Origin of the sequence: Shimazuella alba, from assembly GCF_009831235.1 — a bacterium.
In the GTDB taxonomy this organism is placed as follows: domain Bacteria; phylum Bacillota; class Bacilli; order Thermoactinomycetales; family Thermoactinomycetaceae; genus Shimazuella; species Shimazuella alba.
The window spans coordinates 281634-304953 of record NZ_WUUL01000001.1; the positions used below are offsets into that span (position 1 = coordinate 281634).

At 36.3% G+C, this 23320-nt stretch carries 29 protein-coding genes and 1 pseudogene; 23 read left to right on the top strand and 7 right to left on the bottom strand.

The window, feature by feature from the left end; genetic code table 11:
- The first annotated feature begins 75 nt into the window (after positions 1 to 75).
- The 3 genes from GSM42_RS01345 to GSM42_RS01355 all read left to right on the top strand — a co-directional run bounded on the left by GSM42_RS01345 (position 76) and on the right by GSM42_RS01355 (position 2084).
- Positions 76 to 231, top strand: a complete 156-nt coding sequence (locus GSM42_RS01345; RefSeq protein WP_160799443.1) for a hypothetical protein — start codon at positions 76 to 78, stop codon at positions 229 to 231.
- A 497-nt stretch (positions 232 to 728) separates the two neighbouring features.
- Positions 729 to 1070 (top strand): hypothetical protein, encoded by a 342-nt coding sequence (locus GSM42_RS01350; RefSeq protein WP_160799444.1) that lies wholly within the window; start codon positions 729 to 731, stop codon positions 1068 to 1070.
- A gap of 12 nt (positions 1071 to 1082) precedes the next feature.
- Positions 1083 to 2084, top strand: coding sequence for a terpene synthase family protein (locus GSM42_RS01355; RefSeq protein ID WP_160799445.1), 1002 nt, complete (start codon positions 1083 to 1085; stop codon positions 2082 to 2084).
- A 641-nt stretch (positions 2085 to 2725) separates the two neighbouring features.
- Here the strand turns inward: GSM42_RS01355 and GSM42_RS21095 are convergent.
- Positions 2726 to 3202, bottom strand: a complete 477-nt coding sequence (locus GSM42_RS21095) for a Mur ligase family protein (RefSeq protein WP_160799446.1) — start codon at positions 3200 to 3202, stop codon at positions 2726 to 2728.
- A 170-nt stretch (positions 3203 to 3372) separates the two neighbouring features.
- Here GSM42_RS21095 and GSM42_RS01365 point away from each other — a divergent pair, with 170 nt between their 5' ends.
- The 6 genes from GSM42_RS01365 (at position 3373) to GSM42_RS01390 (ending at position 7605) form a co-directional block, all read left to right on the top strand.
- Complete coding sequence (locus GSM42_RS01365; RefSeq protein ID WP_160799447.1) at positions 3373 to 4224, top strand: cytochrome c oxidase assembly protein; 852 nt, start codon at positions 3373 to 3375, stop codon at positions 4222 to 4224.
- A gap of 12 nt (positions 4225 to 4236) precedes the next feature.
- Positions 4237 to 4569, top strand: coding sequence for a c-type cytochrome (locus tag GSM42_RS01370; RefSeq protein ID WP_160799448.1), 333 nt, complete (start codon positions 4237 to 4239; stop codon positions 4567 to 4569).
- Positions 4570 to 4647: 78 nt separating this feature from the next.
- A complete protein-coding gene (locus GSM42_RS01375) occupies positions 4648 to 5382 on the top strand; it encodes a sugar phosphate nucleotidyltransferase (protein WP_160799449.1) in 735 nt (244 codons plus the stop codon).
- The gene (gene rfbB / locus GSM42_RS01380) at positions 5364 to 6320 is read left to right on the top strand and encodes a dTDP-glucose 4,6-dehydratase (RefSeq protein WP_160799450.1); all 957 of its coding nucleotides are present in this window, start codon (positions 5364 to 5366) and stop codon (positions 6318 to 6320) included. Before GSM42_RS01375 ends, rfbB begins: the two co-directional genes overlap by 19 nt.
- The gene (rfbD, locus tag GSM42_RS01385) at positions 6317 to 7153 is read left to right on the top strand and encodes a dTDP-4-dehydrorhamnose reductase (protein WP_160799451.1); all 837 of its coding nucleotides are present in this window, start codon (positions 6317 to 6319) and stop codon (positions 7151 to 7153) included. The genes rfbB and rfbD overlap by 4 nt, the downstream gene beginning before the upstream one ends.
- The gene (locus tag GSM42_RS01390; protein WP_160799452.1) at positions 7150 to 7605 is read left to right on the top strand and encodes a dTDP-4-dehydrorhamnose 3,5-epimerase family protein; all 456 of its coding nucleotides are present in this window, start codon (positions 7150 to 7152) and stop codon (positions 7603 to 7605) included. Before rfbD ends, GSM42_RS01390 begins: the two co-directional genes overlap by 4 nt.
- 258 nt (positions 7606 to 7863) lie before the next feature.
- Here GSM42_RS01390 and GSM42_RS21255 read toward each other — a convergent pair whose 3' ends face one another.
- Together GSM42_RS21255 and GSM42_RS01400 are read right to left on the bottom strand one after the other, a co-directional pair.
- Positions 7864 to 8076 carry a DUF4158 domain-containing protein gene (locus GSM42_RS21255; protein ID WP_160799683.1) on the bottom strand — a complete coding sequence of 71 codons (213 nt, stop codon included), beginning with the start codon at positions 8074 to 8076 and terminating at the stop codon, positions 7864 to 7866.
- A 406-nt stretch (positions 8077 to 8482) separates the two neighbouring features.
- Complete coding sequence (locus tag GSM42_RS01400) at positions 8483 to 8746, bottom strand: hypothetical protein (RefSeq protein WP_160799453.1); 264 nt, start codon at positions 8744 to 8746, stop codon at positions 8483 to 8485.
- Positions 8747 to 9048: 302 nt separating this feature from the next.
- Here GSM42_RS01400 and GSM42_RS01405 point away from each other — a divergent pair.
- The 6 genes and pseudogenes from GSM42_RS01405 to GSM42_RS01430 all read left to right on the top strand — a co-directional run.
- Positions 9049 to 9406: pseudogene (locus GSM42_RS01405) on the top strand (aminoglycoside 6-adenylyltransferase); the annotation flags it as partial.
- A gap of 88 nt (positions 9407 to 9494) precedes the next feature.
- Entirely contained in the window at positions 9495 to 10370 is an 876-nt protein-coding gene (locus GSM42_RS01410) for a phosphotransferase family protein (RefSeq protein WP_160799454.1), read from the top strand.
- A gap of 744 nt (positions 10371 to 11114) precedes the next feature.
- Positions 11115 to 11855 (top strand): SDR family oxidoreductase, encoded by a 741-nt coding sequence (locus GSM42_RS01415; protein WP_160799455.1) that lies wholly within the window; start codon positions 11115 to 11117, stop codon positions 11853 to 11855.
- Between the two features lie 4 nt (positions 11856 to 11859).
- The gene (locus GSM42_RS01420; RefSeq protein ID WP_160799456.1) at positions 11860 to 12240 is read left to right on the top strand and encodes a MerR family transcriptional regulator; all 381 of its coding nucleotides are present in this window, start codon (positions 11860 to 11862) and stop codon (positions 12238 to 12240) included.
- A 594-nt stretch (positions 12241 to 12834) separates the two neighbouring features.
- On the top strand, positions 12835 to 13500 hold the full coding sequence (locus GSM42_RS01425; RefSeq protein WP_160799457.1) for a TetR/AcrR family transcriptional regulator: 666 nt from the start codon (positions 12835 to 12837) through the stop codon (positions 13498 to 13500).
- Between the two features lie 486 nt (positions 13501 to 13986).
- A complete protein-coding gene (locus GSM42_RS01430; protein ID WP_160799458.1) occupies positions 13987 to 15483 on the top strand; it encodes a malate:quinone oxidoreductase in 1497 nt (498 codons plus the stop codon).
- 153 nt (positions 15484 to 15636) lie between these two features.
- On the opposite strand, the gene GSM42_RS01435 is transcribed toward GSM42_RS01430, so the two are convergent.
- Entirely contained in the window at positions 15637 to 16467 is an 831-nt protein-coding gene (locus GSM42_RS01435; RefSeq protein ID WP_160799459.1) for an aldo/keto reductase, read from the bottom strand.
- 107 nt (positions 16468 to 16574) lie between these two features.
- A complete protein-coding gene (locus GSM42_RS01440) occupies positions 16575 to 17474 on the bottom strand; it encodes a DMT family transporter (RefSeq protein WP_160799460.1) in 900 nt (299 codons plus the stop codon).
- 362 nt (positions 17475 to 17836) lie between these two features.
- Between GSM42_RS01440 and GSM42_RS01445 the strand changes: the two genes are divergently transcribed.
- On the top strand, positions 17837 to 18127 hold the full coding sequence (locus GSM42_RS01445) for a hypothetical protein (protein ID WP_160799461.1): 291 nt from the start codon (positions 17837 to 17839) through the stop codon (positions 18125 to 18127).
- Positions 18128 to 18362: 235 nt separating this feature from the next.
- Entirely contained in the window at positions 18363 to 18701 is a 339-nt protein-coding gene (locus GSM42_RS01450; protein ID WP_160799462.1) for a winged helix-turn-helix transcriptional regulator, read from the top strand.
- On the opposite strand, the gene GSM42_RS01455 is transcribed toward GSM42_RS01450, so the two are convergent.
- On the bottom strand, positions 18690 to 19229 hold the full coding sequence (locus GSM42_RS01455) for an NAD(P)H-dependent oxidoreductase (RefSeq protein ID WP_160799463.1): 540 nt from the start codon (positions 19227 to 19229) through the stop codon (positions 18690 to 18692). The two genes, GSM42_RS01450 and GSM42_RS01455, sit on opposite strands and share 12 nt — an antisense overlap.
- Positions 19230 to 19529: 300 nt before the next feature.
- Between GSM42_RS01455 and GSM42_RS01460 the strand changes: the two genes are divergently transcribed.
- Together GSM42_RS01460 and GSM42_RS01465 are read left to right on the top strand one after the other, a co-directional pair.
- Positions 19530 to 20003 (top strand): GNAT family N-acetyltransferase, encoded by a 474-nt coding sequence (locus GSM42_RS01460; RefSeq protein ID WP_160799464.1) that lies wholly within the window; start codon positions 19530 to 19532, stop codon positions 20001 to 20003.
- A 102-nt stretch (positions 20004 to 20105) separates the two neighbouring features.
- The gene (locus GSM42_RS01465; protein WP_160799465.1) at positions 20106 to 20342 is read left to right on the top strand and encodes a hypothetical protein; all 237 of its coding nucleotides are present in this window, start codon (positions 20106 to 20108) and stop codon (positions 20340 to 20342) included.
- A gap of 653 nt (positions 20343 to 20995) precedes the next feature.
- Here GSM42_RS01465 and GSM42_RS01470 read toward each other — a convergent pair.
- Positions 20996 to 21625 carry a DUF2238 domain-containing protein gene (locus tag GSM42_RS01470; protein ID WP_160799466.1) on the bottom strand — a complete coding sequence of 210 codons (630 nt, stop codon included), beginning with the start codon at positions 21623 to 21625 and terminating at the stop codon, positions 20996 to 20998.
- Between the two features lie 336 nt (positions 21626 to 21961).
- Here GSM42_RS01470 and GSM42_RS20900 point away from each other — a divergent pair, with 336 nt between their 5' ends.
- The 4 genes from GSM42_RS20900 (at position 21962) to GSM42_RS01485 (ending at position 23206) form a co-directional block, all read left to right on the top strand.
- Entirely contained in the window at positions 21962 to 22090 is a 129-nt protein-coding gene (locus GSM42_RS20900) for a hypothetical protein (protein ID WP_275402105.1), read from the top strand.
- Between the two features lie 71 nt (positions 22091 to 22161).
- Entirely contained in the window at positions 22162 to 22500 is a 339-nt protein-coding gene (locus GSM42_RS01475; protein ID WP_160799467.1) for a DUF2500 domain-containing protein, read from the top strand.
- Positions 22501 to 22541: 41 nt separating this feature from the next.
- Positions 22542 to 22730, top strand: coding sequence for a transposase (locus tag GSM42_RS01480; protein WP_160799468.1), 189 nt, complete (start codon positions 22542 to 22544; stop codon positions 22728 to 22730).
- A 23-nt stretch (positions 22731 to 22753) separates the two neighbouring features.
- Positions 22754 to 23206 carry a sigma factor-like helix-turn-helix DNA-binding protein gene (locus GSM42_RS01485; protein WP_160799469.1) on the top strand — a complete coding sequence of 151 codons (453 nt, stop codon included), beginning with the start codon at positions 22754 to 22756 and terminating at the stop codon, positions 23204 to 23206.
- Positions 23207 to 23320 lie beyond the last annotated feature (114 nt).

Here is a 23320-nt window from a genome sequence, read left to right on the forward strand (position 1 = left end):
ATCCCACCTTTTGTATAGAAATAATGAGATTGTCCTTGTCATTTCCCTGCATACGATTTACAGAGGTGATCGCCTATGCAAGATCATCAATACAGCAACGTATACCAGATAGGAGGTACAACCATTTATGTTGTTGCTCCACAAATTACAGATGAAGAAAGAAAAGAAAGATTAGAAGAAATAAAGCGACAGATATGGTTGATTTGGATGAATATGATATCTAAACAATAAAGTGATCTTGAAGAAAGATCGCTTTATTGTTATTTTATTTCTTTTGTTCCATATACTTTCCATCCTTTTCAATCAACCTTCGTCATTAACACTACATTCCATTTTAAATACATCAAATATGTGTTTGTCGTGTCAGGTATGTATGTTATTTAAGAAAAATCGTTGTTCAGCTTCATTATTTAACCTATTACTTGTTCTGCATTGGTATTGTATAAGGAAAAATACGCCTCATCTCGGAAATATTTCATATGTAAAATAGCATGTAAAAAAATTTAAAAAATAGTAGTGTAACGCATGTTTTTAATGTACTATAATGTAGAACTTAAACAAATACCAGTAAATTCAACCTGATTTAACCCTAAAAAACTCTTGATACATAAGGTTATATTCGAAAAAATCTGGTATTATATGAATAGGGATGACAATATTGTATTTCCTATATTTGTTGTAATTATTTTAAACCATTATTCCCATCACAACTAGAAAGGAAAACAACCATGAAAACAGTGACCATACTTTGTGAAGCAAATCCTGAAACGGATAAGGAGCACTTCATCCAATTATATAAGGAAGTATTCTTGCCAGAATCTATTAAGATCAACGGGGTTGTGAAAATTCAGTATAGTGAGATTACCCCTGTAGAATCGGATATGTTCCAATACACTATGGGAAAGGATATTTTCTTTAGTATTACAGTCTACTTCCCATCTTCAGAAGCTATTGAAGCTATGATTTCTGATGAGAGAACTGGGGAATTATTACCTGTATTTACCTCTTTAGGTGTAAGCACGCATTGGTTTGTCGGTGTCGAGGATTCTGTAACTAGATATCATTTTTAAAAATAGAAGAAGGTGAAGGTTATACAACAGCATAAGATTGAACCCGTATCAGAGGTTATTAAGAAGCTGTATATTCCTTTTGGTTTTCAAGAATGTAAATTTGGAATAGATGCAGAAAAACATATCAATGACAAGGTGAGATATTTTGGTTTTTTTGACAATACGGAATATGAACAGAAATTTCGATCCTATCGCTGTAGTTGGTTAGTGGCATATTCTTGTCCCAATGCTGGAAAGGAAGAACTATTTATTCTTTCTGACTATAATGCATTGCTTTTCTTACTTGATGATTTGTGTGATACTTCGGAGATCGGGCTAGACTATACTAAACTTAGTCATCGCTTTGATTATTTAGTACAACTGTTAATTGATCGAACCACCTTATCAAGAGATGCTCAAGATCCTATCGCTGAATATTTGTGTGAAATTTGGGGCAGAATTCGCGAATATCAACCAGAAATTGAATGGCAAGAACGATTTATAGATAGAACGAAGGAATATTTTGATTCTTGTGTCTGGGAAGCACGCAATCGACAGTTACGTACAATCCCCAGCCGAGAAGAATATATTCGTAACCGCCATTTTTCAGGTGCTGTATACCCTTTATTGGATTTAGGAGATATAACAGAAAAGATAAACATCCCTATTGAAATTAAAAATCATCCTATTCTGAGAGAAATGACAGATATAACTTCCATGCATATTGCTCTCTGTAATGATCTTTTTTCATATGGAAAAGAGATTCTACAAGAAGAAGTTCATCATAATTTGGTTTTGCACACTGTTCAACAGGATCAAGTAACAGTTGAAGATGCAGTGAACCAAGTAATTGAACGAGTAAATGGAATGGTAGAACGGTTTTTGGATTTAAAGAAAGAACTACCTGTTTTCGGATCAAACATAGATCAAGATGTAAGCAAATTTGTAGATCTTTTACAATCTTGGATTAGAGGACATATTGATTGGGTAGGAGAAAAATCTCAAAGATACATAATAACCAATGGTGCTAACTAAATTTTTCTGCGATTTTTTACATATGTTTGCTCGAAACACAGACTTTTATTTCATATTTAGTAAAATTAACCCCACTACTTGTATTCTGAAGGTGGTAAATTAAATCCACGCTTAAAATAACATATAGACGATCGGCAGTCATACTGGATACTTGAATGCATCTATCTTACCCAATTTTTGAACTTATTTCAGATTTCTATGACAGGATTGCTACCATATTGATCGTATAGTAAGGTGAACCATTCACATGAGTGGTTCTTTTTTCTGTTAAAATTTGAAAGGTTATATGAAGCTAATATTTTATTGTTTAGAGTATATAATGAATAAAGTTTCTGCTCGCATAGGAAACCCGTTATGTTTAATTATATTGGCATGCATGTAGTTCTATTCTTCATTCAGTTATATCACGATGCAACATCATCTGCAGAATCGCGGGAAAGTTCGAAGGTTTTTCGACACGTTTTCTCACCATTATCAGTGCAATGGAGAACGATACTCAACATTCAGATTCGGTGGGGAGAAGTTACTGATTCTCTATAGCCTTATACACGTAGATGAGCTTTTCCTATAAGGATATGGACAGTTTTTTACTTATTTTCCAATACTATTCATCCTGACCATCCATTTTCCTCTAAATGGACTTAATCTGGAGTCTGCCCAAGTGCATACAGGGAAATAGGGAATGTAAACGTATTTAGGTTTCCATCTGTTCGCACCATCTGATAGTGTTGATGCAAGATAGATGCTACCATTGCTGTTGTCGTTGATTTTCCTGCACTCCCAGTTATTCCAATTACTTTTGGATTCATCTGTTTCCAGTTCCACAAAGCCATTTTCCAATATGCAGCATAAGGATCTTTTGTACGAATTATGGCTACACTAGCCGGAACTCCTCTTGCACTCAAGTGGGTGGGGATAACAATAGCAATTGGTCGGACTTTTTGGATTGCAGCAAGCTGTTTTTCCCATTTGCTTTGTTTTGTATATACATAAATTTGATGGGATTTTAACGCACGAAATTTCGCAAAGTTAACTTCATGGACAGGCAAGTTTGGTTTACCTGATAACAACCTACCACGCATAATGCTTGCAGCTTTTCCGAGAGTAGTAGCTCTCACCTTTCTCCCTCCTATGCATCGCTCTTCCTCGTTATCTTATTCGGGTAAGAATAAAGAGGGGATGGGTATGTACCCAAATTGTTGAGAAAGTTTAACAATGCACAATGGAAAAGAATGCTGACAGATGGTAAGATAGATATCGGTTGTAGATGAAGAGAGGAGGATTCTTGATGAATGGATCCCAATTTTTTCAACTTTTTTTGTATGCAAGTAACTGGGATATAGTTTTAAATTTGGTTTTCATTGCAATTGCATTGGTATATATCTTGTTAACAGGTCCATTGGTGAAATATATTCCTGGTGCTACGAAAGTCAAAGGAATTCACCGGCTTTCCTTTATTTTAGGACTTTTGTTTTTTTACTTTGCTGAAGGAAGTCCAATCAGTTTGTTATCTCACGAATTATTTAGCATGCACATGACGCAAATGACTATCATGTACATAGTTATGCCTCCGCTTTTATTATTGGGGATACCAGGTTGGTTTGTTCGTCCTTTGTTTAAAATAAAATTATTTCGTGGTTTGCTAACCTTTTTTACAAGACCACTCATCATTTTGTTTGTTTTTAATGGACTTCTTTCTATATACCATGTACCTGCTGTATTTAATTTCATTATGGAAAGCCATTTGTATCATAATATCTCCCATACCATATTACTCCTTGCTGCTCTGTGTATGTGGTGGCCAGTTATTTGTCCGGTACAAGAATTGGATAAAGTGAAGCCATTGCATAAGTTAGGCTATATTTTTGCGAATGGTGTTTTATTAACTCCTGCATGTGCTTTAATCATGTTTGCGGATGCCACTATTTACCCAATGTATAGCCAAGTATCTACCTTTTCCATCATGACGCCGCTCCAAGATCAGCAAACTGGTGGAGTTATTATGAAAATTACGCAAGAAGTCGTTTATATTACAGCAATTGCTCTTGTATTTTCTCGGTGGTTTAAAATTCAACGAGAACAAGATGAAAAAGAATTATTAGAATGGAAAAAAAGTCAGTTAGCGACAGATAAACCATAAGGAGAGAAAGCTTTGAAAAAAAGATGGCTCATTATTCCCATTGCATCTCTGTTTCTAGTGCTTTCAGCATGTAACACATCGTCAAATAAATCAGGGGATCAACAGCAAAAGTCTAGTCCTCAGCTATCTGCGGAAGAAACTCTTTTCCAAAATCACTGTGCTACGTGTCATGGCGGAAATCTAGAAGGAGCATTCGGTCCAGCTTTGCAACAAACTGGAAAGAAATATTCCAAAGAACAGATCTTAGAAATTATAAAAAACGGAAAGGGAAGTATGCCTTCTCAATCATTTATCCCTGAAGCGGATCAAGAAAAATTAGCAACATGGCTCTCCGATAAAAAGTAGACACTAATCGTGTCTGCTTTTTATTTTTTCACCAATTAGGTATAGGTGAATACCCTATCCAATAGGGAGGGAAAATCGATGAAAGGGCTTATCTTAGCTGGTGGAACTGGTTCTAGACTTTATCCACTAACGAAAATCACAAATAAACATTTACTACCAGTAGGACGATATCCAATGATTTATCATCCTATTTTCAAATTAGTAGAAGCAGGTATTTGTGATATTTTAATTGTAACTGGGAAGGAACATATGGGAGATGTCGTTCGTTTGTTGGGTAGCGGGAAAGATTTTGGTGCGCGATTTACTTACCGGGTACAAGAAGAAGCAGGAGGTATTGCACAAGCACTTCATCTTGCCAAAGACTTTGTCGGAGAGGATTCCATGATAGTGTTATTAGGAGACAATATTTTTATGGATCCTATCCATTCGTATATAGAGAGCTATCAGGAGCAGAAAAATGGTGCGAAAATTCTGTTAAAAACAGTAGATGATCCTCAACGTTTTGGTGTGGCGGAAGTAGATGGAAGTAAGATTATTTCTATTGAAGAAAAGCCACTCCGTCCCAAGAGCAATCATTGTGTAACCGGAATTTATTTTTACGATCACACCGTTTTTTCTATTATCGAGAGACTTGCCCCTTCTACTCGAGGGGAATATGAGATTACAGATGTTAATAATCATTATATTAGCCAGCAGCAGCTGACTTATGATTTTCTTACAGGTTGGTGGACGGATGCTGGGACACCAGAAACGTGGTTAAAAGCGAATATGCTTTCTTTTGATGAGGAGGTTATATGGAAAAAATCCTTGTAACAGGCGGATCGGGGTTTATTGGGAGCCACTATTTGAAAAGATTGCTTCAGACGGATGAAATGTTTGAGGTGGTCAATGTAGATCTGTTAACCTACGCATCCAATCCTGCAAATACAAATTCTTTTGAAAAAGATAAGCGCTATGCTTTCCGTAAATTAGATATTGCAGATACATCTAGTATTATTTCTCTTTTTGAGAATCATCATTTTACACAAGTTGTCCATTTTGCTGCGGAGTCTCATGTGGATCGAAGTATCCAGAGTGCAGAACCTTTTATCCATACTAATATAGCCGGCACTTACACGTTGCTTCAATCAGCGAGGAAGTTTCAAGTAAAACGGTTTATTCAGATTTCAACAGATGAAGTATATGGAAGCTTTCCAGTTGGCAGAGCAGAAGAAAATACTCCATTAAATCCGCAGAACCCCTACGCAGCTAGTAAAGCTTCCGCAGATTTATTATGTCAATCATTTGCCAATACGTATGACTTTCCGGTTATTATTACGCGTTGTACGAATAATTATGGTCCCCATCAACATAGGGAAAAATTTATTCCAAGTATTATTACAGCATGCTTGCAAAATAAACCCGTTGCAATTTATGGTGACGGCTTACAAGAGCGTGACTGGCTGCACGTGGCGGATCATTGTGAAGCGATTGAACTAATTCGTAGAAAGGGAAAGCTGCAAGAAATCTACCATATTGGAGCAGAATGCACCATTTCCAACAGAGAAGTAGCAAATCGAGTCTTATCTTTGATGAAAAGGGATAAAGAGCAGATCACCTATGTAGCTGATCGACTAGGTCACGATGTTAGATATTCATTAAACACAGCCAAAATTCAAACTGAATTGGGATGGAAACCTAAGATTTCTTTCACCGATGGTATAGAAAAAGTGGTGGATTGGTACAAAAATCAATGGGAGAGCTGTTTGTGAAAATTGCGGTAAATGGGGCAGGAGGACAGTTAGGTAGAGATGTGGTCAAAGCTTGTTGGAAGTCTGGTCATTACGTGTATGCTTTTGATAAAAATAAATGGGATATTACACACCCAAGTCATTCGAAAAAGTGGCTGGAATACATACAGCCACATGTGTTGATTCACTGTGCAGCTTATACCAAGGTAGATGAAGCTGAGAAAAACCCATCCCTATCTTATGCTATTAATGCTATAGCTTTGGAAGAGATTGCAAAAACTTGCAATAACCTATCGATCAAATTGATCTACATTAGTACGGATTATGTTTTTGATGGGGTAAAAAGTTCAGGATATGTGGAAGATGATGAGACAAATCCATTAAATCAATATGGGAGAAGCAAGTTAGAAGGAGAGCAGAAGGTTGCGAAGTGGTGTCCAAATTCCCTCGTTTTACGCACATCCTGGCTTTTTGGTGTACATGGTCATAATTTTGTTCGTGCTATTCTCCAAAAAGCAAAGCAAAAAGAGCATTTACGTGTTGTAAGTGACCAGATTGGGTGTCCAACTTTCACCAGACATCTTGCTTATAAAATCGTTTCCTTGTTAGAAACGGATGACCAAGGGATTAGACATACCGCTGGAAGTGGCTCTTGTTCCTGGTATCAATTTGCTAAGGAGATTTGTGAGCTCTCATCTCTAGATGTTTCTATTCAGCCTATCTACACAAAAGATTTAGCTCTACCAGCAATCCGCCCAGCAAATAGTGTTCTTTTATCAACGAAAACTTCCCCTTTGCCATCCTGGCAATCAGGGTTAAAAGAGTATTTGAAATTGGTAGGTGAACCGAAATGATTGAGGGAGTAGTATATAAAAAACTATTGAAACATCCAGATGACAGAGGATCATTTATGGAGATTCTTCGTGATGATGATGGATTACTTCGCAGGTTTGGGCAAGCTTCTTACTCGATGTCCTATCCCAATGTGATAAAAGCTTTTCATTATCACAAGAAGCAAGATGATATTTGGTTTTTCCCAAAAGGCAATGCCCAAGTTGTTTTACATGATATGCGTGAAGGGTCTCCCACATATAAAGAAACACAAGTGTTTTATATGGGCGAAGAGAACCAATCCATTTTGCTGATACCAGTAGGAGTAGCACATGGGTACCGCGTACTAGGTCAAGAACCTGCGATCATCATCTATTTTACAACAGAATCTTATCAGGCTAGTGATCCAGATGAGTTTCGTATCTCTTACGACGATCCCGAGATAGGATTCAATTGGGAAACGAAGTTTAGATAAATTTATACAGATTTTCGTATGCTCTAGCAACTCGGTTGTCTAGAACAAAGATGAGGGTCATCCCATAGATGGCTCTTTTTGATTTAACATTTTTAGTGGATATAATCTATTAAGAGGTGTAGTGGGGATTTAGTTGTAAAATTGATACCGAAACTGTTGCCCAAGTAGTTGGATTTTAGCCATTGGTTAATGTCTTTCATGTCTTCCTTGGTTTCAGAGCGAAAACCAAAAAGGAACGAATATTCGCTCGATGATTTTTTATTGTCTGCCTTCCCATGAATATTCTTGAAAGGTTTCTGCTGGCAAATTCACTTGCTGAGCAATATATCTGAGCACCACTTTCAGAACATCTTCTGCACCCTTTGGAAACTGATGGTGATAATGAAAATATTTTAGCAAAACCGCAAAGCCTAACTGAGTCTGATGCGTCTTGAATTGGACTAATACCGTTCCCTCTCTAACAGAGTGAATTGTTCGAAGCTCATGCTACTGTCAATGTTGTTTCAATCGTAATGTCAATCGTGTCGGTATTCACTTGTTTTAGTATAATGAGTGGTGATTTCCCAGGCAGTGAAAAAACTAAAAATACCTAAGTTTCCAACTCCATTTTAAAAAACGGAACTTACAATTATCATCTTTACAGATTCTCAATTGGATAAATAATCTCCATTAATACGATTTGACCAGAAAACTTTAATCAGTAATCTAAGATTGCATGAAGATGTCCATTTGGCCTAAAAATCAAAAAGAGTCATCGATTGGACGACTCTAATCTATAATACTTTCCTTATTATTGCGGTAATTTACATTATTTATCATAATTCCCTAAATTTTATATAGTAATCAATCTAGGAGGTTGTTTTTTAAGGAGTCTCTATTAAAAGCTATTCACGCCGTAGGTAGCCGGGATCTTGATTTTAAGCTTTTGAAGTGCCGTGATAAACGCCTTGTGGTCATCAGGCATATGACCCTCTAGCTCCTCGATTGCCCAGTCAATGTTGAGATTGACATCATCCCCGCCATTCTTCAGGCTTCTCTCAGCTGTATCCAGATACACATCTGCCTTTAGAGTGTAACTGTGATGATCCTTACGGATCTTCTTCAGTTCCTGGAGATGGTTATTGTATGGATTTTTCGCCATTATAACTCCCTGTTAATCGGCATAGTCTTTCTATACATTTATTAAAAAATATAGTAATGTCAATACTTATTGGAGGGTAAATCACGAAAATCTATATACAAGGATGCGACAAGCAGTTTCGATTACATTTTGATCCTGGTCAGCAGTTGAGTTTGTTTTGATCTGTCTGTTATCGTATTAAATCTGAATTTCTGATAAAATAGAAATGTTCCTATTCATTCAAAAAAGATTTTGGAGATAAATTGGCAGTTGGAACAACACATGTTGGTAGCCTTATGATGAATGGTAAGCGTTACGATTTCACTGTCATTGTAGGTCCGAAACTCAAAGGTAAGCGGACGATTGCAATTGATCATTTAAACGAAATCGCCCGCCCTAATTTGTTAAGAATGATGTCTTGGCAAATTGAATTAGAGCACAGTTATTTCTTTAGCGTAGGAAAAAACTATAAATTTATTAATTGTTATCTACCTAAGAGAGGATTGGGAAACATTACTGTCAACTTATTCAGAGAATGGCTATGACAACATGTGGCAGTCTTTATTTACTTGTTACGAATTATTTAGAAAATACTCTAAATCTGTAGCAGAAAGTCTTGGATATAAGTATCCAGATTATGATGAGGTCATCACCAAATATACTGCAAATATTTATAATTAACCCATTGAAGTATATTCAAAGTTATCTATTACTGAAGTACAATTGGAATGATCAGTTCCAATTTATATTAAAGTTTGGAGAATAGAACATGCATAAAATGTTGAAATATATTGAATGTATAAGCCATCTATATCCAGATTTGATTTTGTCAAAAATTGAACCGATATCAACAGGACAAAACAATGATATTTTACTCATAAACTCTAACTTGATCTTTCGTTTTCCCAAATATAGGTCAGGCATCAAACAACTTAAAATCGAAGTCGAAAAGCTGGATATGATTAGAGAACGAGTCTCGTTATCGATTCCTAACCCAATCTATCGGAATATGCATCAGAACAAGGCAGAATGTGTTTTTATGGGTTATCCTAAAATAGAGGGAGAACCACTGACAGACCGTATTTTTAATGAAATTGACAAAATTAATATTTATTGGGAGTTGGCCAAACAACTAACCGATTTTCTCAAAGAACTCCATAGTATTCCAGTTGATGTGGAAAACAACCAAGAGATGGGGAAAATGATTTATACAGAATGGTCCGATCTTTATAAACAAATCAAAGAGAAGTTATTTCCATATATGAGTAAAAAAGGGATATATCGAACAGAAGAACATTTTAAAGAGTTTTTGGGAAATAAGGCTCATTTTGATATTCATCCTGTCTGGATTCATGGCGATTTTGGCACATCAAACATTTTGTATAACTCGAAGAGACAAAGGCTTAGTGGTATTATAGATTTCAGTTCTTTTGATCTAGGCGATCCGGCAGTTGATTATGCAGCACTTCTAGCTTCCTATGGAAATCATTTTTTTCATATATTGCAAGATGTGGAGCCAGATGTCGCGTTATTTGTCGACCGGGTTCATTTTTATCATGGTACATTTGCACTTCAAGAAGCCCTATTTGGGTTAGAGAACAATGATCCTGAAGCATTTCGTAGCGGTATGGAAAGTTTCTGGTAAAAATCTTGAAATTTATAACAAAGGATCAAGATGAGTATGACCGGATGATTCATGATTTCCCCATATAAGCAAAAGACCGATTTTGGATTGGATCGGTCTCCTTTCTATTTAATGGTTAGATGATACCAAAATCGATGGATGCTCCTTTTGTCCCATCATGGAACGATTATGACCAACAACACCAATCAGATCGAAACGCCGAAGCCCTCCAACAATCAGGCTGGTGCAGGGACGCTTCTTCTGGAGCTCCCCCAGATACCGTGCCCTCTGATGGGCAGCTGCCTCTGTGGGGCGAGGCCTGGTGGCGACTGTGACGGTAATGGGACCGGATGCCCGTAACCCCTTAGCTCCTTAACGGAGCAATGACCGATTGGGTCTATCTTAGATGGATCCAATCGGTCACTCATTTTTAAAGAAAGATACTAGTCCATCAGATAGATTCCATTATATGGTTTTGTCCCTCAGTCGTAAGTTGCTGGTTCTAGGCCTAATAGGGCAAATTTGTCACTCTAGCTTATATTTGTATTTTTTATTGGTTCTTCTACTTTGCCTGATGAGGTTGCGGAAAGGGAACTACGCAGTTTGATACAAGACTAGAACAGTGTTTTTACCTATCGCTGTTCCTTTTTTTATGGCCGTTTTTGAAGTTACCTCGGATTACCTCCTTTTTATGAAAAATCACTTGATCTAGAGTTAACTCAAGATAATACACTAAAATACATCACAGAAAAGAGGTGCAGATATATGTTACATGTAGAAGGTAAAGTAATAATTTTAACTGGTGCTTCTAGTGGTATTGGTGAGGCAACCGCTAGACTTTTGGCTCAAAATGGCGCTAAGGTGATTCTGGCAGCTAGAAGAGAAGAACGATTGCTTTATCTTCAAAGAGAATTACAACAAAGAGGGCGGATAGTGGAATACAAAGTCACTAATGTTTCATCTCAAAGCGAAGTAGAAGATTTAGTCATGTATACGATCGAAAAATTCGGACACGTAGATGTTTTGATTAATAACGCAGGAATCATGCCACTTTCATATTTACATGAAAGAAAAGTCTCTGAATGGGACCAGATGATAGATGTAAATATGAAAGGAATTCTATATGGAATTGATTCAGTACTTCCCCATATGCGAAAACAGAAAAAAGGTCATATTATAAATGTTTCTTCTGTTACAGGTCATATTGTCCATAAGACATGGGCAGTTTATTCCGGGACAAAGTTCGCAGTCAGAGCGATTACAGAGGCACTCAGGCAAGAGGAGGTGAAAAACAACATACGTACTACTATCATTTGCCCTGGAGGCGTGAAGACGGAATTAGCCAATACTATATCAACAGAATCGATCAAGAAAGAAATAGATGATAGTATGGATATAGCACTGTCTCCAAATGCAATAGCAAATGGAATACTCTATGCTCTGTCTCAACCAGAAGAAATAGCAGTAAATGAAATAATTATCAGACCAACACGACAGGAGTTATGAGGTCATGGGATATACAATCGGAGAGATTGCCGAGACTACCGGATTATCCATCCACACATTACGTTACTATGAAAATGAAGGTATTATGCCTTCTGTTAAACGAAATGGCAGTGGAATTCGAATCTATGAGAAGACAGACTTGGAGGTTCTCCAATTTATATGTTGCCTCAAAGAAACAGGTATGCCTGTAATAGACATTAAGAAGTTTGTAAATCTCCTTGTACAAGGTGATCATACCATAGAGCATCGAATAGACTTATTACTAAAGCAAAAGGAAAACGTTCAATCTCAAGTAAATCAATTGATGTCTTATATTCAGATGTTGGATAGGAAAGTACAGCTTTATAAGACAATATTAGCAAACAAAAACGAGTGTCAGGAGTAATTAAGGGACCAGGGAATTACCCAAAACCAGCATACGGCGACGGATTCGAGGAAACCAGAAGTATGGATGGCTGCAAACAACGCAACGACTCGATCGTTCATAGGAGCATCCTTGCGGGGTTCAGTAAATCATATTGGATCTAGTTCGACTATGACACTTACAGTATGGTAGGATGGGAGGTTGTTTTTCGACAAGGTCAGGGTGGCTGTTCTAGTCTGTTTAATTCCATTATGACTAAGTTGATCCTCAGTCGCTGTTAAGGGTTCTATCGTTATTTTTCCAGCTTCGGAAAAAGGGAGCGACCCGGAACACAATGGTGTTTCGGGTCTGTTTGTTAGCTAGTCGAAGCAAGTACCATTTCAACGTCGAAATATCTCCTAGGTTTCCGGCTTAAAGAAGAGGGTTACCTTCCGATTTCTGCTGACATCAGTAGGGTTTTCATCTGTAGAGTGAGTACTCAACGTTATTCTCTTTCTCTCAAGATTTAGTACCTCCACCACATCTGCTTCATTCTCATCATGTTGCAAGAGAAATTCATATTCCAAAACTTCTATGTTATGATCATTTGATAGCGAGTAAAATGTGGGTGAGAAGATGGATAATTGGATTCAAAAACTAGTTGATCAGCATGATATAAATCTAGACAAGAAAAAGTTAACACAGAAGCAAAGAAATATTTTAGAGTCGGCCATTCAACTATTTGCTGAGAAAGGCTATAACGGAACAACCACCAACGAAATTGCAAAGCTAGCCGGAGTAGCTGAAGCCACTATTTTTAAACATTATCGTTCCAAGAAAGGACTACTTTTGCGTTTAGTAATTCCAGCTATTGCAAAGTTTGCAAGTCCCTTTATATTGAATCCGTTGGTTCAAATCTTGGAACAAGATAAACCTATTGAAGTAATTCTGGAAGAATTAATACAAGATAGAGTCACATTAGTGGAGAACAATTGGAGAACGATACGTATTGTTATTGTAGAGAGTTTGTTCCATTCTGATTTGAGAGAAGCCCTCCAAGAAATGATTGCAAATCGTGTAATTGCAAACGTGGAACAGAAAGTGAATCGTTTAAAAGAGCAGGGGAAACTAAGGAGAGATTTACCAAATCGTATACTATTAAGAGGCATTATATCTCAAGTATTTGGCTTCTTGATAGCTAAAAACGTACTTTCTGAGTCATTGAGTGCAGGTGGAGAGCTGGAAGAATTAAAATGGACAGTGGAAATGATGCTACATGGTATAAAAGGAGAACCTGAGTAAAAAATTGTCCAACTCAGGTTCTTTTTCATCTTCTTCATTATTTTTAGTAGAGAAATACATACACGAAACATATTCGTCTTAAAGGAAGTATTCTTTCCTTGTTGCTTCATTTTCTACGACAACTGGAAATGCTCATCGTCATAAGAAACCTGAATGCTCCATTCAACTTCAAAAACCAATTTGGACTAAGTTACTACTATTATTAGAAATTGAACTTATGTGTAGTTGTTTGTAAAATAGATGATGTGATAATTGATCCTATCCAAGTTTGAGGGAGTCATGAAAGCATTTCATGAAGTCAGATTCCCCACCATGATTCCTAATTTATTCAAACTAGTAAATAATGATATGTTTTGAAGGTATTTCATTCTACAAGCAATAGTGATACGCTATGATATGGTTATAGTGGAGACAGAAAGGTGTTTGACTACCTTAAAGTGACTCCTACATCTTTTCTGCAAATTTCACAGTAAAAGGTTGGTAAAAATGAGCAACAGAGAAACGAAAACAGATGTGATTTTAATTGGTGCGGGAATCATGAGTGCGACTTTGGGGACACTTTTGAAAGAACTGGTACCGGAATGGAAAATTACAGTGTTTGAGAAGCTGCCAAACGCAGGACAGGAGAGCTCTAACGAATGGAATAATGCGGGGACCGGACATGCGGCACTGTGTGAGCTTAATTATACGGTAGAAAAATCGGATGGATCTGTAGATATTAGTAAAGCGATAAAAATAAATGAACAGTTTCAGCTTTCCATGCAGTTTTGGTCTTATCTTGTTAATAGGAAGCTGATACATAATCCACATGATTTTATCATGCCATTACCTCATATGAGTTTTGTACAGGGGGAACAAAATGTAGCGTTTTTAAAGAAACGTTTTGAAGCGCTGTCAAACCACCCGCAGTACCAAGATATGGAATTTTCTGATGATCCAGAAAAACTGATGAAATGGATTCCCCTTATCATGCAAGGTCGTGCATCAAATGAACCTATAGCAGCAACAAAAATAGACTCTGGAACAGATGTTAACTTTGGTGCTTTAACACGTATGTTATTTGATCACTTAGGGAATAAAAATGTCGATATTCACTACAAACATAGTGTGAATAATATTAAACGTGGAAACGACGGATTGTGGGAATTAAAAGTACGGGATCTCGATAGTGGAGATATGGAACATCATACTGCAAAGTTCGTTTTTATAGGAGGAGGGGGAGGAAGCCTTCATTTACTACAAAAATCCGGCATTCCAGAAGGAAAGCATATCGGAGGATTTCCAGTAAGTGGAATATTTATGGTTTGCAATAATCCAGATGTGACTGCACAACATCATGCAAAAGTATATGGAAAAGCTAAGGTTGGTGCTCCACCAATGTCTGTTCCTCATCTGGACACCAGATATATCGAAAATAAAAAATCGTTACTATTTGGGCCATTTGCTGGTTTCTCACCAAAGTTTTTAAAAGAAGGTTCCATGTTCGACTTAGTAACTTCCATAAAACCAAATAATGTCCTAACGATGTTGGCGGCAGGTGCAAAAGAGATGTCACTGACGAAATACCTGATTCAACAGGTGATGTTATCAAAAGAACAGCGAATGGAAGAGTTGCGTGAGTTTATCCCAAACGCAAAAAGTGAGGATTGGGATTTAGTAGTAGCAGGCCAACGTGTACAAGTTATCAAAGATACTGCTAGTGGAAAGGGAACGCTTCAATTCGGTACGGAAGTCATTACTGCCGCTGATGGATCGATTGCAGCATTACTAGGTGCTTCTCCTGGTGCTTCTACGGCCGTTCACGTAATGCTTGAAGTCATCAAAAGATGTTTCCCATACCAGATGAAAGAGTGGGAACCAAAAATCAAAGAAATGATTCCCTCTTATGGCGTTCCTCTACTGGAAAATCCATCGCTTCTAAATGAGATTCATAATTTAACTGCGCAAACGCTAGGTCTAAGCGGAAAAGCAGCTGGTTTTTAGCTATTGTCGATACAAAAACCAAGGTATGAAATGAAAAGTAACATTTTATTAGTTTGGCGCATGAAGACCATGATTTTTTATTTTAGTCAGCGGTCTGAATGCGCCTTTGTCATTTGGAAACTTTCACTTTACTTACTAAAAAAATCTTCCCCTTTAAAATTTAAAATTATCAGGGTCTTGTCCTGCTCTAAGATTTTCATTAAGACCATTAATAGCAATCATTTCTTCATCTGTTAATACAAAATCAAAGATATTTGCATTCTCCCTAAGTCTTTCCACCTTAGTAGTTTTAGGAATAGTGATTACTTCATTTTGTAAATCCCAACGTAAAATAACTTGGGCAACTGTTTTAGCATGTTTCTGTGCAATCTCTATTAATACTGGATTATCTTGAAGTCTTCCTCTCATTAATGGAGACCAAGCCTCTAATTGGATATTTTCTTGTTTGCAAAAAGTACGTAAGTCGTTTTGCGTTAATTTTGGGTGATATTCTACTTGGTTAACCATCGGTATTACATTTGCATCTTTCATGATATCTTTCAAGTGATGGATTTGAAAATTACTAACCCCAATCGCTTTTATTTTTTTCTCTTTGTATAAAGTCTCAAGTGCTTTCCAGGTATCTTTATAAAGATTGGGAACAGGCCAATGGATCAAATATAGGTCCAGATAATCTAATTGCAAACGATTTAAACTATCATGAAATGCTTTTAAAGTAGAATCATATCCTTGGTCTGTGTTCCAAACCTTCGATGTAATAAAAAGATCTTCTCGTGGAATAGAAGAGGCGTGAATAGCTTTACCCAATCCTTGTTCGTTTTGATATAAAGCAGCAGTATCAAAACTGCGATAACCAAACTCTAGTGCTTTTTGAACCGTAGTGATCATTTCTTTTCCTTCCGGGATTTTGTATACACCTAATCCAAACCAAGGCATTTTGACACCATTAGCCAATGTGGTAGTGGAGTGGATATTATTTATCATGATTAAAAGACCTCCATTATCAATATAGTTAATTGTATTACTTCTGTAATAACCTATCAGATGCCTTTCTTTCTATTATGGGTAATAAAAGCAAAAAAGAACCTGATCTAATCTAGGTCCAGCGTTACAACAGATTCTTTTTTACGTATTTTCCATGGGATCTCTGCTAATATAATACCAATGATGATAGATGAGCAGCCAATGAGTTCTATCCCGGAAAGTGTAATCTCATTAACTAAATAATCCCCTAAGGCTGCAAATACTGGTTCTAATGTGAAAATGATTGCAACCCGAGCGGAAGAAATCTGCTTCTGTACAAGGGTTTGACCAACAAACGCAAAAACAGTAGCAAATGCAGACGTCACTAGCACTGCTGTCCAAACGGTTGGTCTAAGTAAAACTGTCGGGTGAAAGGATTCATAAAAAGCAGCTAGAATCCCGCTACACACCGTTACTGTGAGTAGTTGCCATATCACAAAGGGATAAGTAGCTAATTTTTTGGTATACTGTCCTGTTAATGCAATTTGAATCGCAAATGCTACAGCGCATCCCAGAGCAAGGATATCCCCGAGATTCATCCCCACAATGGAACCAGACAGAAAGTATAGTCCAATAACAGAACACAAAATCCCTATTAAAGTCGGAAATTTTATGCGTTGTTGAAAAAATAATAGTGTGACAAAGGGAACAAAAGCAACATTCATTCCTGTAAAGAAACCGGATTTTCCTGATGTTGTATAAAGAAGGCTAAACGTTTGCAAACCGAATCCTAGAAAAAGAAAAAAACCGATTCCTATTCCACTTAGGATAGCAGCTTTGTTCCAGACATTTTGTTTTATGAAAAGTTTATTAACCAGCCACAACAGAAGAAAGGCTACAAAAAAACGGATAGCTAAAAAAGAATAGGGAGGTAGGTCTTTGATAGCATCCTGTACTACGACAAATGTGATCCCCCATACAAAACTAATGGAGATAAGTACAATTTCTGGTAGAAAGCGTTTGGACATCTGGCCACCTCCTTTTTTCAAAAACCCCTATAAGAATACCACATAAACTAAGGGATTCGTAGATTTTAAGAATGATGTTTTTATAAATGACTATAAAACGCTATAGAGAAGGAGTGATCTGATATCCTTTTTGACAATAATAAGGAATCACATTGTTGAAAAAAGAGGAAATGACCACAACAAGAAACTTTCATCCTTTGAAAAAATCATAATCGTAAGGATGTTATAAATGTTTCATTACAAACATGGTATGATGAAATATGTAAATTATCTTTTTTTATCGCGTTAAAATGGCAAGCAATAATCTTTAGTTGAGGATAATGAAACGTAGAAGGAAAAAAGTAAATGAAAGGAGCTTTAATATGAACACATTATTAATCAATACAATAGGGACAGAAGTTGTTCTGTTGATTTCCATTTTTCTTTTACACCTGTCAAGCAAGAAAGACAAAAAAGCTATTATCATTCATTCCCTCCTTTTTATAATAGGTGGAATTCCTCTTATATATCTTGCTATTGATCATTCAACAAATGATTATAGCGATGCAAATATTGGATTAGGCCTTATTTTTATATATACTTGGATTTTTAGTCTAGTAACCATTGTTGTTGGTATAATAAAACTTATGTTGAAAAAGAAAAAATCATCTTAAAATGCACCCTCTTTGTTTTATCTGTGACAATTTGTACATCGCAGTCTTAACAATGAAATAATAATTCATCTTTCATCTGGCTTATATTGTTTTTATCCTTAAAATAAAACGGTAGAATATAATTGTAGATTCTGTGCTGGAATTAATGTGATGAGGAAAAAACCTGAGTGAAGCTTATGTTCATTCAGGTTTTTTTCGAATATGCTAGGAGAAAAGATTAAAAAGGAAGAAAGGTATGCCTAGTAAAGATTATCTCTATCCAATCGAATATACACTTGAGCTAATTGGTGGTAAATGGAAAACAATGATTTTATTTGTTCTCATGGAAGAAGGGACGAAACGATTTGGTGAATTACGAAGCATAATAAGTGGTATTACACAAGGTGTATTGACTACTCAATTGCGTGAGTTAGAGAAACATGGTCTAATTAATCGAAAAATTTATCCTACTGTACCTCCAAAGGTAGAATATTCGCTCACACGATTTGGCCAATCCTTATATCCCGTATTAAAAGGAATGTGTACTTGGGGCAGTGAACATTTAAATAATAAGAAGAATGATTTATCGGATTAGAATTTCCCTTGATTCATATATGTGTTTTTTGTATCGAACTGCTTCCTTTTGGAGATATTCTGTACTCCCTTTATTTGCATTGTAAGTAACAAAAGCAGGAAGAAATGTTCCATTACAACGCATAATTGTTGTTTGAATTGGTTTTAATAATTCGCTGATAGAGAACCAGTTGTACCCTCCTGAACGGTATTGGTTCTCTGTCCCTCCTGTTGTAGTAGCGATGAGAAACTCTTTACCTTTTAAATTTTCTCCACTAGGACCAAAAGCCCAACCAAAGGTGAATACATCATCAAACCATTTCTTTAAAAGCGGAGGGCAGCTATACCAATAAAAAGGAAATTGAAACACAATGCGGTCATATTCCAAAAGCAAGCGTTGTTCTTTTTCTACATCTATGATCCAAGTAGGATACTCTTGATAAAGATCTCGAATCCATATATTTGATTCTTGGGAAATTTCAGTAGTTAATATATGGTTAGCACGAGAATCTCTTCGGTTTGGATGTGCTAGGATCACCATTATTTTCATTTTCTTCATCCTCTAACAAGTTGATTTACTTACTTCTTTCATGAGTATGGCATGTTAAAAGGTGGAGGAAAAGTACTTAGTTAGTTCTGAGTAAGTATGTTGGATCGTACTATTGAGAGATAGAAAGGCTCTATAGCTTTTTGTAATACAAGGAAAATAATGCGACTTTGGTTATATGCTACAATGCACATACATTAGGCAGAAAATGAAAAAAGACAAATAAATTTTTGGATGGTAGATTATCCATCAAGATGAAGTTAAATATTTTTCCTTAATTCACAATGGAAAGAGATGATTTTTTTGAAGATAAGAAATATCTGCTCTAGCGATTATCAATCTGTTATATCTGTCGTAAATGATTGGTGGGATGGTCGAGATATGGCAAAGTTGTTACCGAAGCTATTTTTCGATCACTTTTCTAGTACGAGCTACATTCTAGAAGAACATGGACAAATAGCAGGATTTTTGATCGGATTTATATCTCAAAGTAGAGATAAAGAAGCTTATATTCATTTTGTAGGTATACATCCAAAATACCGCAAACAGGGACTCGGCCGTCTCCTTTATGAACAATTTTTTGATGAAGTCAAGAAAAGGGGAGTGAAAATGGTTCGCTGTGTAACTTCTCCAGTGAACAAAACTTCCATCGCTTATCATAAAAAAATGGGGTTTTCGATCGAAGAAGGGGATCTGTGTGTGGATGGAATTTCTTTTCATTCTGATTATGATGGACAAGGGGGAGATAGAGTTTTATTTGTAAAATCGTTGGTATAAGATGATTGTGGAGTTGAATTACTAATCGATAGAAAATATTCTAGATAGCGAATAGTTTAACCTATTACATTTTTTTCTCATCCCTGTTAAACTAAAGGAGTAATGTTCAAAAAACAATCTGCCTTGGAGAATCGTATGTACATTCTTCATCTGCCTCAGGGTGAAACCAAAGAAGGATACATCCAAAGAACGCTAAAAGAAGCGAAAAATCTGAAAAACCAAAAGCTTAGGAAGGCACTGGAAGACGAAATGTCAGTCATTCAGAATTCACGTACAAAAATCTGTGATGGTTCATGTGGTTATCCCCATTCTGGGACGCATGAATATACACTTTTCTAAGCAGAAAAGCCCCAAGTAATCCTTTTACTTGGGGCCACAATTTTATGTTGCTTTTTATATTTTTTCTTTTGATCTACTCGTAATCCAAACTGCCACAACTAGAATTAGCATGAGAAGATGGATATGCATGCAGTTTATTTACTCTTGTAAGGAAGGGATATTCTTGTCCCATAAATTTGATCGTCAGATAAATATATTAAGGTAGCTGCGATGAAAAAGCAGGCACACAATGGTATTTTTGAACTCAGCTTCAAGATCAAAAAGCCAATACAACTAACAATAATTTAGCTACTACATTCCCTAATACCAGTTGATTCGTCTCTATCGATGGTGTCATTCCCATATAAAAGATCAATAGTTCGGCACCTGCTCGTAAAAACAATACAGCCAGTCGATTGAGTGGAAAGGATATAACTTTTTTCTTCGATCGATTTTATAAAGCGGATAAACGAAATCTGAAAAGAGTACAGGATTGGGACTGTCGATCGCAAAAAGCTTGATGTTAAAAATGGGTGGAAATCTTACTGCTGAACTAAAAGGGAATGAATTATCCATGATTTGCGAATGGAAAAGGTAATGCCCTTCATGAAAGGCACTACCTTTTCCTACATTTCTTGGGTTTTGATTTAACTGTCATGGTTTTTTTGCATCGTTTAGCCTTCTGTTTTGAAATGAGAGTAGAGTGCATGTTTTATTGGTTTTATAATGGTTGCAAATAGTATCATCAAGATACTGCCATACAGCGCTAGTTCCATATCGTGCTGGGTATCCCATTGATCCCCCTGTATCCCAATAAACTTCGCCCCTTCCTCAGGAGCAACAATCATGGTCACCCACATTTCAATCAATTCGTATAAAGCTCCCGCAGAAAAGACCGTAAGAATAGAAACAAATGCATACATTTTCAAGGGTAAATTTAAAAATTGCTGATACCATTCTTTTATAGGAACTACCATTAGTAGCCCAAAGGAGAAATGAACAACACGATCATAATATGCACGATCCAATTCAAACCACTGTTTTAACCATGGGTCAATCGGTGTTTGGTATGAATAATGAGATCCAATTGTGTGAAGAGTTAGAAAGAACATAATGCAAAAATAAGAAAAATAAGAAAAAGAAAAATAACGATGTATATAAATAAATACTAGTAGGAAAAGAAAAATGAGTAGGTTTTCCAAAAACCAACCGAAACGATCAACAGGTGACCATGCGGCCCATATCCAAATTGCTGTATAACCAATAATCATAAGGGTTAGCGGCCATTGTCTTAAGCGTTTCAAGATAAAGCCCTCCTTGATCAAATGAGTGTCTTTTAAAGGTGTATATAAAAAATATCATAAGACAGATCTATTATTCACTGAATTTTAAAATTGATTTTGAGTATATAGTCGTTATTCGGGTTATGACTATCTTATTGGTAAGGAGTCGTATAGAGGGAGAAAGGAGGCGGACTAGCTACGAACGGATTAGAGAAATCTTCTCATTTAAAGATAACGCAGTTTGACAGGTAGATCAACGACAATGAAAATCCGCCAAAATACCGAAACTGATATAATAAAGATGTTCATAATAGCTCTGAGGATAGTTTTAATTCAAAGCGAAAGCGAGGGCTTTTCATGTACGTAGAAGAATTTAAGAATTGGTTGTTAGAGGAAGGTAAATCACAGCGAATCATTCGTTCGTATCAAATCTTACATGATTTAGTAACGTGGTATCGAGATACCGTAGATAATGAAGTCTACTGACGGAATAGAGCAGCTACTGTTTCATTAACCCAAAAAGTAATATCATTTATTATTTTGAAGAGGTGGATATTTTGGAATTCACAATGATATTTTTTCTTTCTATTTTTATTTTGATACCTATGATTATTATCTCTTTTGTGATTTATGTGCTAATTTCTAAAAGAAAACAACGAATAGCAACTGAAAAACTACCTATCTTATCAGAAAAAGCGAAAGTGGTTTCTAAACGTATGTATGTTGAAGGAGGTCAATACACAAGGACGTTATATTTCGTAACCTTCGAAATATATGAAAAAGAGCGCACAGAGTTTAAAGTAGACGATTCAGAATATGGAAAATTAATAGAAGGAGATATAGGCAGACTTACTTTTCAAGGTGATCGGTATAAAGGATTTCAACGAGACATTTAATCGCTGGTTCTGTTCCAAAAAGAGCGGTGGTTTTTAACCAATTGGGAAAAAACGAGAGCGATCCTACGAGGAGCAATCCCATCAAGGGTATACAACTGGTTATCACTGCTACTATTCTATGGAATATCGTTTATATTGCTCAAGCAGTAGGAACCTTACAAGCACAAGAGATGAACATTCCAAAAGAGTATTCAAGGCATCCCAAATTCGTGATGGAAAACCTTTTTTAGCGAAAGTTACAACGAACTATTGTTTGAGAAAGCTGAAATTTGCTCATAAAAATCGAGAGATCTATGTAGGTCCTTGGCTCCTAGATCCTCTGTTATTGGATTTTGGACAGGAAAATCCTGAACTAGACTTTTCTCCAAAAAGACTTGCATTGTTGACTTTACTACAACAGTTGAATCCTGTAAAACGGGCTGTCTTTCTGTTGCGTGAGGTATTTGGATTTGAATATTCGGAAGTTGCCGAGATCATTGAAAAAACAGAGGCTAATTGTGGGAAAATTAACAGTCGAGGCAAAGCAAGAATTGATTTAGAAGAACAACCTTTTCACCAGTCGAAAAAAACGGAATCTTTTATCCACATGTTTTTAAAAGGAATTCATTCCGGTCAAATCGATGATTCGTTCAGTCCATCACAAAAGAGGCAATCACTTATACGGATGGTGGTGGAAGGTTCAAAACAGCTGTCAATCCAATTGTAACTCGTGAACGGATTACACAATATTTGACTGGTATTTTACGTAAAGTTCCTGAATCTGTTGATGTTAACGCTTTATCTTTTACTCCTGTTCAGATGAATGGAGAAATAGTTTTAG

What these genes read in the sequence shown, in the direction of transcription:
- GSM42_RS01400 (WP_160799453.1), bottom strand. Translation starts at nt 8,746, where the DNA reads ATGGCGAAAAATCCATACAATAACCATCTCCAGGAACTGAAGAAGATC.
- GSM42_RS01450 (WP_160799462.1), top strand. Translation starts at nt 18,363, where the DNA reads ATGCCTAGTAAAGATTATCTCTATCCAATCGAATATACACTTGAGCTA.
- GSM42_RS01455 (WP_160799463.1), bottom strand. Translation starts at nt 19,229, where the DNA reads ATGAAAATAATGGTGATCCTAGCACATCCAAACCGAAGAGATTCTCGT.
- GSM42_RS01425 (WP_160799457.1), top strand. Translation starts at nt 12,835, where the DNA reads ATGGATAATTGGATTCAAAAACTAGTTGATCAGCATGATATAAATCTA.
- GSM42_RS01440 (WP_160799460.1), bottom strand. Translation starts at nt 17,474, where the DNA reads ATGTCCAAACGCTTTCTACCAGAAATTGTACTTATCTCCATTAGTTTT.
- rfbB (WP_160799450.1), top strand. Translation starts at nt 5,364, where the DNA reads ATGGAAAAAATCCTTGTAACAGGCGGATCGGGGTTTATTGGGAGCCAC.
- GSM42_RS01430 (WP_160799458.1), top strand. Translation starts at nt 13,987, where the DNA reads ATGAGCAACAGAGAAACGAAAACAGATGTGATTTTAATTGGTGCGGGA.
- GSM42_RS01445 (WP_160799461.1), top strand. Translation starts at nt 17,837, where the DNA reads ATGAACACATTATTAATCAATACAATAGGGACAGAAGTTGTTCTGTTG.
- GSM42_RS01420 (WP_160799456.1), top strand. Translation starts at nt 11,860, where the DNA reads ATGGGATATACAATCGGAGAGATTGCCGAGACTACCGGATTATCCATC.
- GSM42_RS20900 (WP_275402105.1), top strand. Translation starts at nt 21,962, where the DNA reads ATGTACGTAGAAGAATTTAAGAATTGGTTGTTAGAGGAAGGTAAATCA.
- GSM42_RS01365 (WP_160799447.1), top strand. Translation starts at nt 3,373, where the DNA reads ATGAATGGATCCCAATTTTTTCAACTTTTTTTGTATGCAAGTAACTGG.
- GSM42_RS01410 (WP_160799454.1), top strand. Translation starts at nt 9,495, where the DNA reads ATGCATAAAATGTTGAAATATATTGAATGTATAAGCCATCTATATCCA.
- GSM42_RS01435 (WP_160799459.1), bottom strand. Translation starts at nt 16,467, where the DNA reads ATGATAAATAATATCCACTCCACTACCACATTGGCTAATGGTGTCAAA.
- GSM42_RS01465 (WP_160799465.1), top strand. Translation starts at nt 20,106, where the DNA reads ATGTTCAAAAAACAATCTGCCTTGGAGAATCGTATGTACATTCTTCAT.
- GSM42_RS01350 (WP_160799444.1), top strand. Translation starts at nt 729, where the DNA reads ATGAAAACAGTGACCATACTTTGTGAAGCAAATCCTGAAACGGATAAG.
- GSM42_RS01375 (WP_160799449.1), top strand. Translation starts at nt 4,648, where the DNA reads ATGAAAGGGCTTATCTTAGCTGGTGGAACTGGTTCTAGACTTTATCCA.
- GSM42_RS01415 (WP_160799455.1), top strand. Translation starts at nt 11,115, where the DNA reads ATGTTACATGTAGAAGGTAAAGTAATAATTTTAACTGGTGCTTCTAGT.
- GSM42_RS01390 (WP_160799452.1), top strand. Translation starts at nt 7,150, where the DNA reads ATGATTGAGGGAGTAGTATATAAAAAACTATTGAAACATCCAGATGAC.
- GSM42_RS01345 (WP_160799443.1), top strand. Translation starts at nt 76, where the DNA reads ATGCAAGATCATCAATACAGCAACGTATACCAGATAGGAGGTACAACC.